At 70.0% G+C, this 14,595-nt stretch carries 11 protein-coding genes and 1 pseudogene; 5 read left to right on the top strand and 7 right to left on the bottom strand.

Features of this window, described 5'->3' with window-relative positions; translation table 11 throughout:
* Positions 1–157: 157 nt before the first annotated feature.
* Positions 158–1,429: an MFS transporter gene (locus tag OH768_RS39260; protein ID WP_406465635.1), complete on the top strand. Its 1,272-nt coding sequence runs from the start codon at positions 158–160 to the stop codon at positions 1,427–1,429.
* 5 nt (positions 1,430–1,434) lie between these two features.
* Here the strand turns inward: OH768_RS39260 and OH768_RS39255 are convergent.
* From OH768_RS39255 to OH768_RS39225, 7 genes and pseudogenes are all read right to left on the bottom strand, one after another.
* Positions 1,435–2,458 (bottom strand): annotated as a pseudogene (locus tag OH768_RS39255) (calcium:proton antiporter).
* 61 nt (positions 2,459–2,519) lie between these two features.
* Entirely contained in the window at positions 2,520–2,834 is a 315-nt protein-coding gene (locus OH768_RS39250; protein WP_406460987.1) for a hypothetical protein, read from the bottom strand.
* Between the two features lie 128 nt (positions 2,835–2,962).
* The gene (locus OH768_RS39245) at positions 2,963–3,964 is read right to left on the bottom strand and encodes a TerC family protein (protein WP_406460985.1); all 1,002 of its coding nucleotides are present in this window, start codon (positions 3,962–3,964) and stop codon (positions 2,963–2,965) included.
* Positions 3,965–4,198: 234 nt separating this feature from the next.
* Entirely contained in the window at positions 4,199–6,202 is a 2,004-nt protein-coding gene (locus tag OH768_RS39240) for a TerD family protein (protein WP_406460983.1), read from the bottom strand.
* 50 nt (positions 6,203–6,252) lie between these two features.
* Positions 6,253–6,831 carry a TerD family protein gene (locus OH768_RS39235; RefSeq protein WP_200710494.1) on the bottom strand — a complete coding sequence of 193 codons (579 nt, stop codon included), beginning with the start codon at positions 6,829–6,831 and terminating at the stop codon, positions 6,253–6,255.
* Between the two features lie 158 nt (positions 6,832–6,989).
* The gene (uvrB, locus tag OH768_RS39230) at positions 6,990–9,131 is read right to left on the bottom strand and encodes an excinuclease ABC subunit UvrB (protein WP_406460981.1); all 2,142 of its coding nucleotides are present in this window, start codon (positions 9,129–9,131) and stop codon (positions 6,990–6,992) included.
* Between the two features lie 40 nt (positions 9,132–9,171).
* The gene (locus OH768_RS39225; protein ID WP_406460979.1) at positions 9,172–10,035 is read right to left on the bottom strand and encodes an MHYT domain-containing protein; all 864 of its coding nucleotides are present in this window, start codon (positions 10,033–10,035) and stop codon (positions 9,172–9,174) included.
* 279 nt (positions 10,036–10,314) lie between these two features.
* Between OH768_RS39225 and OH768_RS39220 the strand changes: the two genes are divergently transcribed.
* The 4 genes from OH768_RS39220 to fdhA all read left to right on the top strand — a co-directional run bounded on the left by OH768_RS39220 (position 10,315) and on the right by fdhA (position 14,485).
* Positions 10,315–11,190 carry a glycerophosphodiester phosphodiesterase gene (locus OH768_RS39220; RefSeq protein ID WP_406460977.1) on the top strand — a complete coding sequence of 292 codons (876 nt, stop codon included), beginning with the start codon at positions 10,315–10,317 and terminating at the stop codon, positions 11,188–11,190.
* A 45-nt stretch (positions 11,191–11,235) separates the two neighbouring features.
* Positions 11,236–11,790, top strand: a complete 555-nt coding sequence (locus tag OH768_RS39215) for a methylated-DNA--[protein]-cysteine S-methyltransferase (protein WP_406460975.1) — start codon at positions 11,236–11,238, stop codon at positions 11,788–11,790.
* 90 nt (positions 11,791–11,880) lie between these two features.
* Entirely contained in the window at positions 11,881–13,182 is a 1,302-nt protein-coding gene (locus OH768_RS39210) for an MFS transporter (protein WP_406460973.1), read from the top strand.
* A 70-nt stretch (positions 13,183–13,252) separates the two neighbouring features.
* Entirely contained in the window at positions 13,253–14,485 is a 1,233-nt protein-coding gene (gene fdhA, locus OH768_RS39205; RefSeq protein ID WP_406460971.1) for a formaldehyde dehydrogenase, glutathione-independent, read from the top strand.
* Positions 14,486–14,595 lie beyond the last annotated feature (110 nt).

The raw sequence follows: 14,595 nt of genomic DNA, 5'->3' as shown, positions 1-14,595 counted from the left end.
TTCGGACATGTCGTTCGAGATGGGCCGCCGATTGACGACCACTGCTCGGACCCGGTCTATCACGCCGCCTCCGCACCACCGTGCGCCCCCGTAACCGTTGTTCACTGTGGGTAGTTGACGCGGCATGCACGATGCACGCACCGTAAGTCCACCGTCGATGCTGCGGCTCGCCGCCGCCTCCCTCGCCGGAACCGCGATCGAGTTCTACGACTTCTTCGTCTACGGCACGGCGGCGGCCCTGGTCCTCGGGCCCCTGTTCTTCCCGACGTTCTCGCCGGTCGCGGGGACACTGGCCGCCTTCGGGACGTTCGGTGTGGGCTTCGTGGCGCGACCACTGGGCTCGATCCTGTTCGGGCACTTCGGGGACCGGCGCGGGCGGCGGCCGGTGCTTGTCGCCTCGCTGCTGCTGACCGGTGCCTCGACGGTCGCGGTCGGCTGCGTGCCGTCGTACGGCTCGATCGGGGTGGCCGCTCCCGTGCTCCTTCTGGTGCTGCGTTTTCTGCAGGGCCTGGGGCTCGGCGGAGAGTGGGGCGGGGCAGTGCTGCTGACCGCCGAGCACGCGCCCGCCGGGCGGCGCGGACTGTGGTCGAGCTTTCCGCAGATCGGGCCGGCGGTGGGGTTCCTGCTCGCCAACGGTGTGATGCTGGCGCTGTCGGCGACCCTGACCGACGCGCAGTTCGCGCAGTGGGGCTGGCGGGTGCCGTTCTGGGTGGCGGGGGCACTGGCACTGGGCGGGCTGTGGCTGCGTTCGTCGCTCGTCGAGAGTCCCCGGTTCCTCGAAATCGACGACCACGCGCGCGTGCCGCTCGCCGAGGTCGTGCGCGATCACTGGCGGCTGGTCCTGCTGACCGCCGGCGCGCTGTCGGTGGGGTACGCCATCTTCTACGCCGTGACGACCTGGTCCCTCGCCTACGGCACGGGGCGGCTCGGGGTCGGCCGTACCGAGATGCTGGCCTGCATCATGGCCGCCGTGGTGGTGAAGGGCTCGCTGACCCCGCTGGTGGCGCTGCTGAGCGACCGCTACGGGCGCCGGCTGCTGTGCCTGCTGGGGTGCGCGGCCGCCGCGCTGTGGATGTTCCCGATGGTCGCGCTGCTCGCCACGGGTGCACCGCTGCTGATGTTCCTCGGGTTCCTGGGGGCGCTGCTCGCGTTCGTGACGATGTTCGCCGTGCTCGGCGCGTATCTGCCCGAGCTGTACGAGCCGCGGGTGCGCTGCACGGGCGCCGCCGTGGGCTACAACCTCGGCGGGGTTCTCGGCGGCGCGCTCACCCCGATCGTGGCGACGGCGCTCGCGGAGCACGGCGGGCGGGTTCCCTGGGGTGTGGGCGCCTATCTGACGGGGATCGCCCTGTTCAGCCTGGGCTGCTTCGCGCTGCTGCCGGAGACCCGGCCGGTACGGGCGGCGGTCCCCGAGCCTGCCGTCGGGTGACACGGCTACGGATTGATCGCCAGCTCCAAGTACGCCGCGAACAGCACCAGATGGACGCCGCCCTGGAGCGGTGTCGCCCGTCCCGGCACCACTGTCAGCGAGCTGACCACCACGGTCAGGGCGAGCAGCACCATGTGGGTCGAGCCGAGGCCGAGGACAAGCGGTCCGGAGAGCCAGATGGATGCCAGGGCGACGGCGGGGATGGTGAGCGATGGTCTCGGGGAGCAGCACGAGCAGCGCGATGATCACGCCGACGACGGCGTGGTGCAGCCCGGCCGCCTCGACGCCGGACTCGATGGTCGGCGACACGCCCTTGGCCAGTCCTACGACACCGATCAGGGCGAGGCCCAGCAGGCCCAGGCTGATCTGGGCGGTGCGGGCGGTCGGCGCGTCCGCGTGGTGGTCCTTGGTGATCACTGAGCCCTGCCGGGAGACCGGCAGGAAGTAGTCGCGGTGCCGCACGGTCTGCGTGGCCACGAAGAGGCCGTACAGGGCGAGTGAGGAGAGCGCGGCGAAGGTGAGCTGGGCGCCGGAGAACTCCGGGCCCGGCTTGCTCGTGGTGAAGGTCGGCAGGACCAGGCTGAGCGTGGCCAGGGTCGCCACGGTGGCGAGGGCGGCGCCGGTGCCCTCGGGATTGAAGACCGCCGTGCCGTGCCGCAGCGAGGCGACGATCAGGCACAGGCCGACGATGCCGTTGCAGGTGATCATGACGGCCGCGAAGACGGTGTCCCTGGCGAGGGTCGAGCTCTTGTCGCCGCCGTCGGCCATCAGCGTGACGATCAGGGCGACCTCGATGATCGTGACGGCGACGGCGAGGACCAGGGAGCCTAAGGGTTCGCCGACGCGGTGGGCGATGACCTCGGCGTGATGCACCGCGGACAGGACGGCCCCGGCGAGGACCAGGGTCACCAGGGCGACGACCACGCCTGGCAGGTCCTTGCGCCCCCAGGTGAAGATCAGCAGGACGGCTGCGAGCACCGGTACGAAGGTCGTCCACCGGGTGGTGAGCGACCTGAGCCGAGTGATCATGAAGAGATCCTCGCAGGGGCGTACGGGCCCCGCACTCCGGCGTCGCGGAGCCCGTCGTGCGCTACTTGAACTCGGTCATGTCCAGTACGTCGCAGTCGGTGAAGGACGGCGGCCTGGTACACAACGCGGCCATCTGCTCGGCCATTTTGCCGGTCTCGGGGTCCTGGCTGTTGCGCATGGCGTCCTCGTACGAGTCGAACTCGATCACGACGAGGACATGGCCGGGATTGTTCCGGTCCCGCAGGACGAGCCGATGCGTCGGTCCGCCGGCCCGGCCCGCGAAGCGCTTGTCCGCCTCCTCCGCCACCGCTCGCATCTCGTCGAAGCGGTCGGTCTCGAAGTCGACGATCTGCACGAATTTCATCGATGCGTCCATGGATGCCTCCACCCGGGCGGGCCACCCCCGGGGCGGGGGCGCTCGGTATCCAACGAAGCACCGGGAGCGTTGGTCGGCAATTCATCGTGCGGTGCTCCCGGTGATCGTTGTTCCTACGTCCGGCGCGGTCAGGCGTCGATGCTGTCCTTCGGAGCGCCTTCGGTCCCCGTCTGCGCCGCCTCGGCCGCCGCCTGCTTCTTGTTGGCCATCAGGCTGGTGATCGTGGTGACGATCAGAACCCCGCAGATCACGCCGAGGGAGACCGGGATGGAGATCTCCGGGACATGGGCCCCGGACTCGTGCAGTGCGTGCAGCACCAGCTTGACGCCGATGAAGCCGAGGATGACCGACAGGCCGTAGCTCAGGTGGACCAGCTTCTTGAGCAGGCCGCCGATGAGGAAGTACAGCTGCCTGAGGCCCATCAGGGCGAACGCGTTGGCCGTGAACACGATGTACGGGTCCTGCGTCAGGCCGAAGATCGCGGGGATGGAGTCGAGGGCGAACAGCACGTCTGTCGTACCGATGGCGAGCATCACGACCAGCATCGGGGTCATGACCCGCTTGCCGTTCTCCTGGATCCACAGCTTGGTGCCGTGGTAGCGGTCGGCCACGCCGAAGCGGCGCTCGGCGGCCTTGAGCAGCTTGTTCTCCTCGAACTCCTCGTTCTCCTCGTCGGCCCTGGCCTCCTGGATGAGCTTCCAGGCGGTCCAGATGAGGAAGGCGCCGAAGATGTAGAAGACCCAGGCGAAGTTGGCGAGGACGGCCGCGCCCGCCGCGATGAAGATGGCCCGCAGGACCAGGGCTATGAGGACGCCGACGAGCAGCACCCGCTGCTGGTACTGCGAGGGCACGGCGAACTTCGCCATGATCAGGACGAAGACGAAGAGGTTGTCGACGCTCAGCGACTTCTCGGTGATGAAGCCGGCGAAGAACTCGCCGCCGGCCTGGCCGCCTCCGAAGATGAGCAGGCCGAGTCCGAAGAGTCCGGCGAGGGCGATCCAGACGATCGTCCAGATCCCGGCTTCCTTGATCGACACGTCATGCGGCTTGCGGCCGATGAAGAAGTCGACGGCGATGAGGGCGGCCAGCCCCACGATGGTCAGGACCCACAGGGTCACGGAAACATCCACTACTGCTCCTCCGGCGGTATTAACGGCAAATGGTCAGCGTCGTCGCTACCGGAGGTCTCTTCCACCTTGGACGGGCGTCCAGGGCCGACGCCCCGGGATCTGGCCTGATCCGTATTGACGGGTACGCCGCAGCAGATAGGGAGTACTCCCCTCCGTACGGAAGAGCTTACCCCAATCACCAAGGGAAGGTAAAGAGATGGGCAAAAGAAAGGCAAAGTGGCAGATGGGAGCCCTTTACCTGTACTTGGTACGCGCTGTCGCGACCTCGGTCAGCACCCGCTGGAGCACCTGGCTGCCGGGCGGCACGAGCGAGGGCTCGTACGTCCAGGCATGGCCCACCCACGGGTCGGCGAGATGGTCGTCGGGCAGCGGGGTGAGTCGCATCAGCGAACGCCAGAGGGGGTCGAGCAACGGGCCGTAGCCCGCGGCGTCCTCGCGGTCCGCGACCATCATCAGATGGACGCCGACGGCCGGGCCCTCGTCCGCGAGATAGCGCAGCTGGGTCACGGCACGGTCGTCGAAGCCGTGCGGGAAGTCGTTGACGATCAGCAGTTGTTCGGCCGTGTCGAGGCCGGGCGGCAGTGAGTCGGCAGCTCCGCCGCGCACCGCCATCTGCACCAGATCCACCCGCTGGGTGAGCCGCGCCAGCACGTCCGCGACCCCGGCGGCCCCCACGGCGGGCGGCGCCGCGAGCACGCCCGTGTGCACCAGCGGGACCAGCGCCTGCGCCGCCGAACCTGCCGGGTCAATGACGTGCACGGCGAACTCGCCGACCGGATAGACGGCCAGCAGCCTGGCCGCGTGCGCCATGGCCGTGTCGAGCGCGAGGCGCCGCAGCTCGTGGGAGTCGGCGAACGAGCCGTCCAGGGACTCCCCGCCACCGCTGTCGATCCACAGACCGCGCTCCAACGGGAGCCGGACCAGCATCGGGATGCGCAGGTCGGGGCTCTCCGGTAGATGGAGGTCGCCCAGGCGCAGGGCCATGGGGATCTCCATCGGGACGCGGTAGCCGTGCCAGACGGGGTTGTCCCAGCCGGCGAAGGCCAGTGGGAGCGCGGGTTCGACCACCTCGGACTCGGCGGCCAGCTGGGCGAGGTCCCGGTCGAGGGCCGCGCGCGCGTGGTCGACGAGTTGGGCGTGCTTGGCCTGGGCCGCCTCCCGGGCCGCGTCGCCCTGACCGCCGATCCGGCTGCGCGGGTCGGACAGCGCCTGGTCGAGTTCCTTCTCCATGCGCGAGTCGGCGAAGTCGACCGCGCTGCGGTAGGCGGCCATGGTGCGGGCCAGGTCCTCGAACATGCCCCACACCTGGTTGTAGAGCCGCTCCTCCATCGACCACCCGGTCGCGTCACCGGCGACGGGCTGCGCGGCCTCTCCGGGCGGAGCCGGGGGCACGGTCGGCGCGGGCGACGGAGGCGCCCCGGTCTGCCGACGCGGGTGGCTGTAGTCGATCGGGCCACCGGCGGCGGGGGCGGCGGGCTGGGTGGCGGCCGGGTCCGCTGGGTATCCGGACGGCGGCGCCACAGCACCTTGCGCACCGTACGGAGAGTTCGACGGCTGCGGTGCTACGGCGCCGGAGGCACCCGGTGTCGTAGGGCCGCTCCCGTCGGGGCCGATGCCCGGTGTGGCCGTCTGGCGGGTGCGGTCGCCGTCGGTGGTGCGGGGTGGGGGTGCCGCCACGGAGCGGGCCAGGCCCCGGGCCACCGCTTCGTTGATGCTGCCCGCGAGGTGGGTGGCCTGGGGCAGGCCCTGGTCGGTGAGGAGTTCGGCCAGGCCGCCCGCGTAGCCCTGGCCGACGGCGCGCACTTTCCAGGTGCCCTGTCTGCGGTACAACTCCAGGGCCACGACGGCCGATTCGGCGTCCAGGCCGGTGATCGTGTAGCTGGCAACCTCGGTGCCGTCGAGGCCGGTGACCGCGACGAAGGGTGCGGCGACGGCTCCGAAGCGGGTGGGGCCGTCGGCGCCGAGGGGCAGCGCGAGCAGCACGCTGACGCGGTGGACGGCCTCCGGCACGGCACCGAGGTCCACCGCGAGGCGGTGGTCGGCGGCGGCCTGCTTGGAGACCTCCAGGCCGGGCAGGGTGGGTGTGCCCGGGTGGGCCACCCACTCCACGCCGTGGATCCTGCCGCGCTCGTCGCCGAGCGTGGCGGCGGCCACGACCGGCTTGCCGGCCGCGACCCGGATCTCCAGACGCATCTGGGAGAGCGGGTGGTTCTGCCCTCGCACCAGCTCGGCCGCCATCGCTCTCGTCCCCCTGCTCAGCCGTGTCGTCCTGTGTGCGCCGGGCCGCCCTAGAGGTGCGGCAGGATCGCCGGCATCAGGTCCTGGAAGGTGCGGCCGTTGGTCGGTGTGCCGAGGGCCGTCAGCGTCCAGCCGGAGCCGGAGCGGTGCACCTTCGCCATGATCTGGGCCGTGTACTGGCCGCCGCCCGCCAGCGTGTAGCGGGCCAGTTCCTGGCCGTTGGTCTCGTCGACCAGGCGGCAGAACGCGTTCTGCACCTCCTGGAAGGTCTGGCCCGTGAAGGAGTTCACGGTGAAGACGATCTGGTCGATGTGGACCGGCACGCGCGCGAGGTCGACGAGGATGGCCTCGTCGTCGCCGCCCTGGCCGACACCGCCGACGAGGTTGTCGCCGGTGTGCCGGACGGAGCCGTCGTCGCTCACCAGGTGGCGGAAGAACACCACGTCGACCGGCTGCTTGTCGGCGAACAGCACGGCGGACGCGTCGAGGTCGATCTCCCGGGTGCGCGAGCCGAACAGGCCGCGCCGGGGAGCCGCCTGCCAGCCGAGACCCATGCGCACCGCGGTCAGGCCGGTCCCGTCGTTCTTCTCAAGACTGATGGCCTGACCCTTGGTCATGTTGACGGTCACGGCTGTTCCCCTCTCGAACTGTCCCCTGTTGCCGCGGAATCCGCGGCTGCCGAGAACCCTACGCAGCGGCACTGACAGTGCCGAACCCCGCATCGGACTTTGTGTCGGTCTTGCAACACAGAGCGCATATCCCGAGGTCCGGCGGTCCACCCGGGCGATCAGGCCAGGCCGCCCTCCTTCATCTGCCGCAGTTCCTTCTTCATCTCGTGGACCTCGTCGCGCAGCCGGGCGGCGACCTCGAACTGGAGGTCCGCGGCGGCGGCGCGCATGCGCGCGGTCATCTCCTCGATCTGCTCGGCGAGTTCGGCCGCGGGGCGGTCGGTCGGCACCCCGTCCTTGGCCTTCCCCCTGGCCGACTTGGACGCCTTCGCGGCCTTGCCGCCGAGCGCGGGCACGGGGGCCTTGGCGCCCTTGCCGTCCTTGGCCGCCTTGCGGTAGCCGGAGCCGAGCAGCTGCTCCGTGTCGACGTCCTCGCGGGCGATCTGCGCGACGATGTCGTTGATCTTCTTGCGGAGCGGCTGGGGGTCGATGCCGTGCGCCGTGTTGTACGCGACCTGCTTCTCCCGGCGGCGGTTGGTCTCCTCGATGGCCTTCTCCATCGCCGGGGTGATCTTGTCGGCGTACATGTGGACCTGGCCGGAGACGTTGCGCGCCGCGCGGCCGATGGTCTGGATCAGGGAGGTGCCGGAGCGCAGGAAGCCCTCCTTGTCGGCGTCCAGGATGGCCACCAGGGACACCTCGGGCAGGTCGAGGCCCTCGCGGAGGAGGTTGATGCCGACCAGGACGTCGAACTCGCCTGAGCGCAGCTCGCGCAGCAGCTCGATGCGGCGCAGGGTGTCGACGTCGCTGTGCAAGTAGCGGACCTGGATGCCGAGTTCGAGGAAGTAGTCGGTGAGGTCCTCGGCCATCTTCTTGGTGAGGGTGGTGACCAGGACGCGTTCGTCCTTCTCGGTGCGCTTGCGGATCTCGTGCACCAGGTCGTCGATCTGGCCCTCGGTGGGCTTGACGACGACCTCGGGGTCGATGAGGCCGGTGGGACGGATGATCTGCTCGACGGTGCCGTCCGCGCGCGAGAGCTCGTACTTGCCCGGGGTCGCCGACAGGTAGACCGTCTGCCCGATGCGCTTCTGGAACTCCTCCCACTTCAGGGGGCGGTTGTCCAGGGCGGAGGGCAGCCGGAAGCCGTGGTCGACGAGGGTGCGCTTGCGGGAGGCGTCGCCCTCGTACATCGCGCCGATCTGCGGGACCGTGTTGTGCGACTCGTCGATGACGAGGAGGAAGTCCTCGGGGAAGTAGTCGATCAGGGTGTTCGGCGCGGAGCCGGGCTCGCGGCCGTCGAAGTGCATCGAGTAGTTCTCGACGCCGGAGCAGGAGCCGATCTGGCGGAGCATCTCCAGGTCGTAGGTCGTGCGCATCCGCAGGCGCTGGGCCTCCAGGAGCTTGCCCTGCTTCTCCATCTCGGCCAGCCGCTCGGCGAGTTCCTTCTCGATGTCGTTGACGGCCCGCTCCATGCGCTCGGGGCCCGCGATGTAGTGGGAGGCCGGGAAGACGTAGAGGTGCTCGTCCTCGCTGATGATCTCGCCGGTCAGCGGGTGGAGGGTGGAGAGCGCCTCGATCTCGTCGCCGAACATCTCGATGCGGACGGCCAGTTCCTCGTAGACCGGGAAGATCTCGATGGTGTCGCCGCGGACGCGGAAGGTGCCCCGGGTGAAGGCCACGTCGTTGCGCGTGTACTGGATGTCCACGAAACGGCGCAGCAGTTGGTCGCGGTCGATCTCGTCGCCGACCTTGAGAGGGACCATGCGGTCCACGTACTCCTGCGGAGTACCGAGGCCGTAGATGCAGGAGACCGAGGCGACCACGATGACGTCGCGGCGGGTGAGCAGCGAGTTGGTCGCGGAGTGGCGCAGGCGCTCGACCTCCTCGTTGACCGAGGAGTCCTTCTCGATGTAGGTGTCCGACTGCGGGACGTAGGCCTCGGGCTGGTAGTAGTCGTAGTACGAGACGAAGTACTCGACCGCGTTGTTCGGCAGGAGCTCGCGGAACTCGTTGGCCAACTGGGCGGCCAGGGTCTTGTTCGGCGCCATCACGAGGGTGGGGCGCTGGAGCTTCTCGATCATCCACGCGGTGGTGGCGGACTTGCCGGTGCCGGTCGCGCCGAGCAGGACGACGTCCTTCTCACCTGCCTCGACGCGCCGGGCCAGCTCGGCGATGGCCGCCGGCTGGTCGCCGCTGGGCTGGTAGGAACTGACGACCTCGAAAGGCGCCACCGTGCGTTCGATGTGGGAAACGGGCCGCATGGAACCAACCGTACGACCCGCCACTGACAACGGGGTCGGATCAGCGGTTCTGCGGAGTGCGGGAGCGGCGGTGTCCGAGGTCGCGGTCGGCGCGGACCGGGGTGCGCCGGGGGTGCGGGACGACGGCGCCGGCCGGGACGCCGGGCTTGTGCTCGACGGGAAGCCGGGCGGGCTTCCCCATGACCATCAGCGGGTCGAACATCACGACGACGCCGGCCAGGAGGAGGAAGGCGAGGGGGCCGATCATCATGGGCGCGAGCAGTGACGCGGCGGAGACTCCGTCGGTGGTCGCGGCCGTGCCGTGGACGTGGACGGTGAGGGCGGCCATCCCGGTGTAGTGCATGCCGGTGACGGCGAGCCCCATGATGAGGCTCGCGCCCACGCTCCACAGGAACCCGCGGACCTGTCCGGCCGCCCACAGGGCGCTGGTCGCGGCGACGACCGCTATGACGACGGAGCCGGCGACCGTGAAGGTGTTGTACTCGAGCTTTCCGTTGAGGCGCATGCTGGCCATGCCCAGGTAGTGCATCGAGGCGATGCCCAGGCCGGTGAGGGTGCCGCCGGTGAACAGGGCCGTCCCCCTGGCTCCCCGGTAGCCGACGATGAAGATCCCGACGCCCACCATGACGATGGCGACGGCGAGGCTCGCGAAGGTCATCGGTTTGTCGTAGTGGACCGGTGTCTGGCGGACCGAGAACCCCATCATCGCGATGAAGTGCATCGTCCATATGCCGGAACCGATCGCCGCCGATCCCAGGGCGAGCCAGCCGGGGCGCCAGGACTGGGTCACGAGCATCGATCTGGTGGTGCAGCGCAGGCCGAGCGCACCGCCGAGGCAGGCCATGAGGTAGGCCACCAGCGGTGTCACGAGTCCGTAGCTGAAACCGTCGACCGTGCCCTGCATGCGCAGTAACCCTTCCGCCCTGTTCCGTCCCGCAAATTCCTGAAACCCGCCCAGCCCCAGGACCGCAGGAACGGTCAGGGTCGACGCAGAGAGTATGACCCCCACCGGAATGGTCGAACGATTTTCCGGCAAAGAAACACGACCCTGCCCCACTTGTGCGGCACCGGTGAGCGGACTTGGGCAACTCCATTCATTCTGTGTCCATCCTGTACCCCACGGGTAGTGACGTTCCGCTTTCATCCTTGAGCTGTATGTGATCACTCGACGCGAGGAGTACGCATGCACCTGCGCGCAGTTGCCGCCTCGACCACCGCGCTCCTGGGGACCGCCGCCCTCCTGCTCCCCTCCCCCCGGGCCAGTGCCGGTGACGCCGCCCAGTGGCCCACCGTGGTCGCCCATCGCGGCGCGTCCGCCTACGCCCCCGAGAACACCCTGGCCTCCATCGACAAGGCGGCCCGGCTCGGTTTCCAGTGGGTGGAGAACGACGTCCAGCGCACCAAGGACGGCGAACTCGTCGTCATCCACGACGAGAGCCTGAAGCGCACCACCGACGTCGCGAAGGTGTTCCCCGACCGGGCCCCCTGGAAGGTGAAGGACTTCACCGCCGCCGAGATCGCCCGCCTCGACGCGGGCAGCTGGTTCGGCGCCGCATACACGGGCACGCGCGTGCCCACGCTCACGCAGTACATGCGCGAGGTGGAGCACAACCACCAGAGCCTGCTCCTGGAGATCAAGAACCCGGAGCTGTACCCCGGCATCGAGCAGCAGACCCTCAAGGTCCTGGGCAACGAAGGATGGCTGGACCAGTCCCATCTGGACAGCCGGCTGATCGTGCAGAGCTTCAGCGCGGACAGCATCCGGATCGTGCACGACCTCAGCCCTGGCATCAGGACCGGCTTCCTCGGCACACCTTCCGTCTCCGCCCTGCACGAGTACGCCGCCTTCACCGACCTGATCAACCCGTCGTACGGCTCGATCTCCACGAGCTACGTCTCCGCCGTGCACGGGTTCACGGGCCCGCACGGCACTCCGATGGAGGTGTACGCCTGGACCGTCGACGACGCACCCACGGCATGGAAGGTCGCCGGGTACGGCGTGGACGGAATCATCACCAACAAACCGGATGTCGTGCGGTCCGCGCTGAACGGGTTCTGAGACCGCTCGCGGGGCGTTGTCAGTGCCGGGTCGTACGGTGGGCGCATGGACAGCCATGGGCAGAACGAGCAGCGGGTCGTGTGGACCGTCGTCGGCACCGACATCGGTCCGCTGCTGCTGGCCGCGACACAGGACGGCCTGGTCAACGTCGTCTTCCACGCCACGGACGCGGTGCGCGAGAAGACACTCGACCGGCTGGCGTCCCGGCTGGGCGCCGAACCCGTCGAGGCACCCGACTCCCCCTTGCTGGCCGAGGCGATACGTCAGTTCGCGGCCTACTTCGCCGGAACGCGACGCGACTTCGACCTGCCGCTCGACTGGTCCCTGATCTCCGGCTTCAACCGGCAGGTGCTGCGCGAGCTGGCGTCCGGCGTCCCGTACGGCTCGGTCGTCGGCTACGGCGATCTGGCCGGGCAGGTCGGTCAGCCGCGCGCGGCCCAGGCGGTGGGGGTGGCGATGGGTTCCAATCCGCTGCCGGTCGTCGTGCCGTGCCATCGGGTCGTCGAGAGCGACGGCGGCATCGGCGGGTTCGGGGGCGGCCTGGAGACGAAGAGGAAGCTGCTGGCGCTGGAGGGGGTGCTGCCCGAGCCGTTGTTCTGAGCTCGGGCAGGTGACTACGAGGGGGGAGACCGTGCTGGGGAAGACCGGTTGCACGTGCGCGTGCGGCCACGGCGGTACCGGGTGCGCGCTGTGACCGCCCTGGAAGGGCGAGCCGTCACGGCCGACCAGCTACCCGCCCTGCGCCGTCGGACCTCCGGCGTGCTGATCACGACCCAGATCCTGGGCGGGCTCGGTGTCGCCACCGGGATCGCGCTGGCCGCCGTCCTGGCCAAGCAGATCAGCGGGACCGAGTCGCTGTCCGGGCTGGCGCCCACGGCGACCGTCACGGGCACGGCGCTGCTGTCGATGCCGCTCGCGGCGCTGATGACGGCGCGCGGCAGGCGTCCCGGCCTGGTCCTCGGCTATCTGGTCGGGGCGCTGGGAGCCGGTGTCGTGGTGCTCGCGGCGGGCATCGGGAGCTTTCCGCTGCTGCTGTGCGGCATGGCCTGCTTCGGGGCGGCCTCGTCGGCGAATCTGCAGTCCCGGTTCGCCGCCGCCGATCTGGCCGAGCCGGAGCAGCGGGCCCGGGCCATCTCGCGTGTCGTGTGGGCGACGACCATAGGGGCGGTCCTCGGACCCAACATCGCCGCGCCCGCTGGGCGTAGCGTCGCGGGGCTCGGGATACCCGAGGCGGCGGGCCCCTTCCTGTGGGCGGGCGGGATCTTCCTGGTCGCCGCGGTCGTGGTCGCCGTACTGCTGCGGCCCGATCCGTTGCTGACGGCCCGGGCGCTCGCGCCGGACGAGGACCGGTCGCCGGCCGCGCGGTCGCTGCGGGCGGGGTTCGCCGCGGTGGCCGCCTCGCCGCGGGCCCGGCTCGCGCTGGTGACGGTGGCCGTGGTGCACACCGCGATGGTGTCGGTGATGGCGATGACTCCGGTCGAGCTGGGCCATCACGGGGCGAGCATCGATCTGGTCGGGCTGGTGATCAGCGGGCACATCGCGGGGATGTACGCGTTCTCGCCGCTGATGGGGAGGCTGTCCGACCGGGTGGGGCGGCTGTCGGGGACAGGGCTCGCGGTGGGGCTGCTGGCCTGCGCCGCGTTCCTTGCCGGTACGGCGGGCGGGAGTCACGGGCGGATCGCGCTGGGGCTGTTCGTGCTGGGCCTGGGCTGGTCGGCGGGGCTCGTCTCCGGCTCGGCGCTGCTCACCGACTCGGTGCCGCAGCCCGCGCGCGCCGCCGCACAGGGCCTTTCCGACCTCACCATGAACACCTCGGCCGGGATCGGCGGGGCGGTGGCCGGCCTGGTGGTCGCGGAGGCGAGCTACGGCTGGCTGAACCTCGCCGCCGCCTGCCTGCTGATACCCCTGGCCGCGCTGGCGCTGTTCACCCGCTCCCGGAAAACCCCGGTTTCCGATGGCCCGCGGAGGGTGGCCGGGACGCCGAGCCGGTAGCAGACTCCGCCATGCGCGCGCACAGCCACTGGCATCCGGGGGATCGGAGCCGAAGGGACGGCGATCACGCATGAGTGGAAGCGGAAACAGGGCAGTCGCGTATCTCAAGCCGGGAGCGGTGGAAGTCAGGACCATCGACCACCCGACGCTTGAACTGCAGGACGGGCCGGGAGTCGCCCAAGCCAACGTCGGCCGCAAGGTCCGGCACGGGGTGATCCTGAAGGTGCTCGCCAGCAACATCTGTGGCAGCGACCAGCACATGGTGCGCGGTCGGACGACCGCGCCCGAGGGGCTGGTCCTCGGACACGAGATCACCGGAGAGGTCGTCGAACGGGGGCCGGACGTCGAGTTCATCGACGTGGGCGACATCGTCTCCGTACCGTTCAACATCGCCTGCGGGCGGTGCCGCAACTGCAAGGAACGCAAGACCGGCATCTGCCTGAACGTCAACCCGGCCCGTCCGGGGGCGGCCTACGGCTATGTCGACATGGGCGGCTGGGTCGGCGGTCAGGCCGAGTACGCCATGGTCCCGTACGCGGACTTCAACCTGCTGAAGTTCCCGGACCGGGACGAGGCACGCGAGAAGCTGCTCGATCTGACCATGCTCTCGGACATCTTCCCGACCGGTTTCCACGGCGCGGTCACCGCGGGCGCCGGGGTCGGGTCCACGGTGTACGTCGCCGGGGCGGGTCCGGTCGGTCTGGCGGCGGCAGCGTCGGCGCAGTTGCTGGGCGCCGCGGTCGTCATCGTCGGCGACCTCAACGCCGAACGCCTGGCCCAGGCAAGGAGTTTCGGCTGCGAGACCGTCGACGTCTCACGCGGCGACATCGGAGAGCAGATCGCCGAGATCCTCGGCGAGCCCGAGGTGGACGCGGCGGTCGACGCGGTCGGCTTCGAGGCACGGGCCCACGGCCCGAACGCCCCGGAGGCGCCGGCGACCGTCCTCAACTCGCTGATGGGCGTCACGCGCGCGGGTGGTGCCCTGGGCATCCCCGGGCTGTACGTCACCGCCGACCCCGGTGGGGTCGACGAGGACGCGAAGAGCGGCACCCTGAAGGTGCGGCTCGGCCTCGGCTGGGCCAAGAGCCACCGGTTCACGACCGGTCAGTGCCCGGTGATGACGTACCACCGGAGTCTGATGATGGCGATCCTGCACGGGCGCGTGCACATCGCGAAGGCGGTCAACGCGACCCCGATCGCACTGGAGGACGCACCGCGCGGCTACGCCGAGTTCGACCAGGGCGCCAGTCGCAAGTACGTGCTCGATCCGCACGGGACGCTGGCGGGCATCAGCCCGGTCTGACGGACGAGAACGCGGGGGCCACGCACGCGTGGCCCCCGTTTTCCATGTCGGACGGGGATGATGTCTCCCACAGCCCGCGAGGGTTTGACCGGGGGCCGAGCCCGCCAGGG

It is taken from the genome of Streptomyces sp. NBC_01622, assembly GCF_045209635.1.
GTDB lineage: Bacteria > Actinomycetota > Actinomycetes > Streptomycetales > Streptomycetaceae > Streptomyces.
The sequence above is the reverse complement of the archived record's forward strand: the minus strand, read 5'-3'. Positions and strand labels throughout refer to the sequence as shown.

Excerpts from the sequence above, each read along its gene's own strand:
- OH768_RS39260 (WP_406465635.1), top strand. The coding sequence starts at position 158 with ATGCTGCGGCTCGCCGCCGCCTCCCTCGCCGGAACCGCGATCGAGTTC.
- OH768_RS39250 (WP_406460987.1), bottom strand. The coding sequence starts at position 2,834 with ATGGACGCATCGATGAAATTCGTGCAGATCGTCGACTTCGAGACCGAC.
- OH768_RS39240 (WP_406460983.1), bottom strand. The coding sequence starts at position 6,202 with ATGGCGGCCGAGCTGGTGCGAGGGCAGAACCACCCGCTCTCCCAGATG.
- uvrB (WP_406460981.1), bottom strand. The coding sequence starts at position 9,131 with ATGCGGCCCGTTTCCCACATCGAACGCACGGTGGCGCCTTTCGAGGTC.
- OH768_RS39225 (WP_406460979.1), bottom strand. The coding sequence starts at position 10,035 with ATGCAGGGCACGGTCGACGGTTTCAGCTACGGACTCGTGACACCGCTG.
- OH768_RS39220 (WP_406460977.1), top strand. The coding sequence starts at position 10,315 with ATGCACCTGCGCGCAGTTGCCGCCTCGACCACCGCGCTCCTGGGGACC.
- OH768_RS39215 (WP_406460975.1), top strand. The coding sequence starts at position 11,236 with ATGGACAGCCATGGGCAGAACGAGCAGCGGGTCGTGTGGACCGTCGTC.
- fdhA (WP_406460971.1), top strand. The coding sequence starts at position 13,253 with ATGAGTGGAAGCGGAAACAGGGCAGTCGCGTATCTCAAGCCGGGAGCG.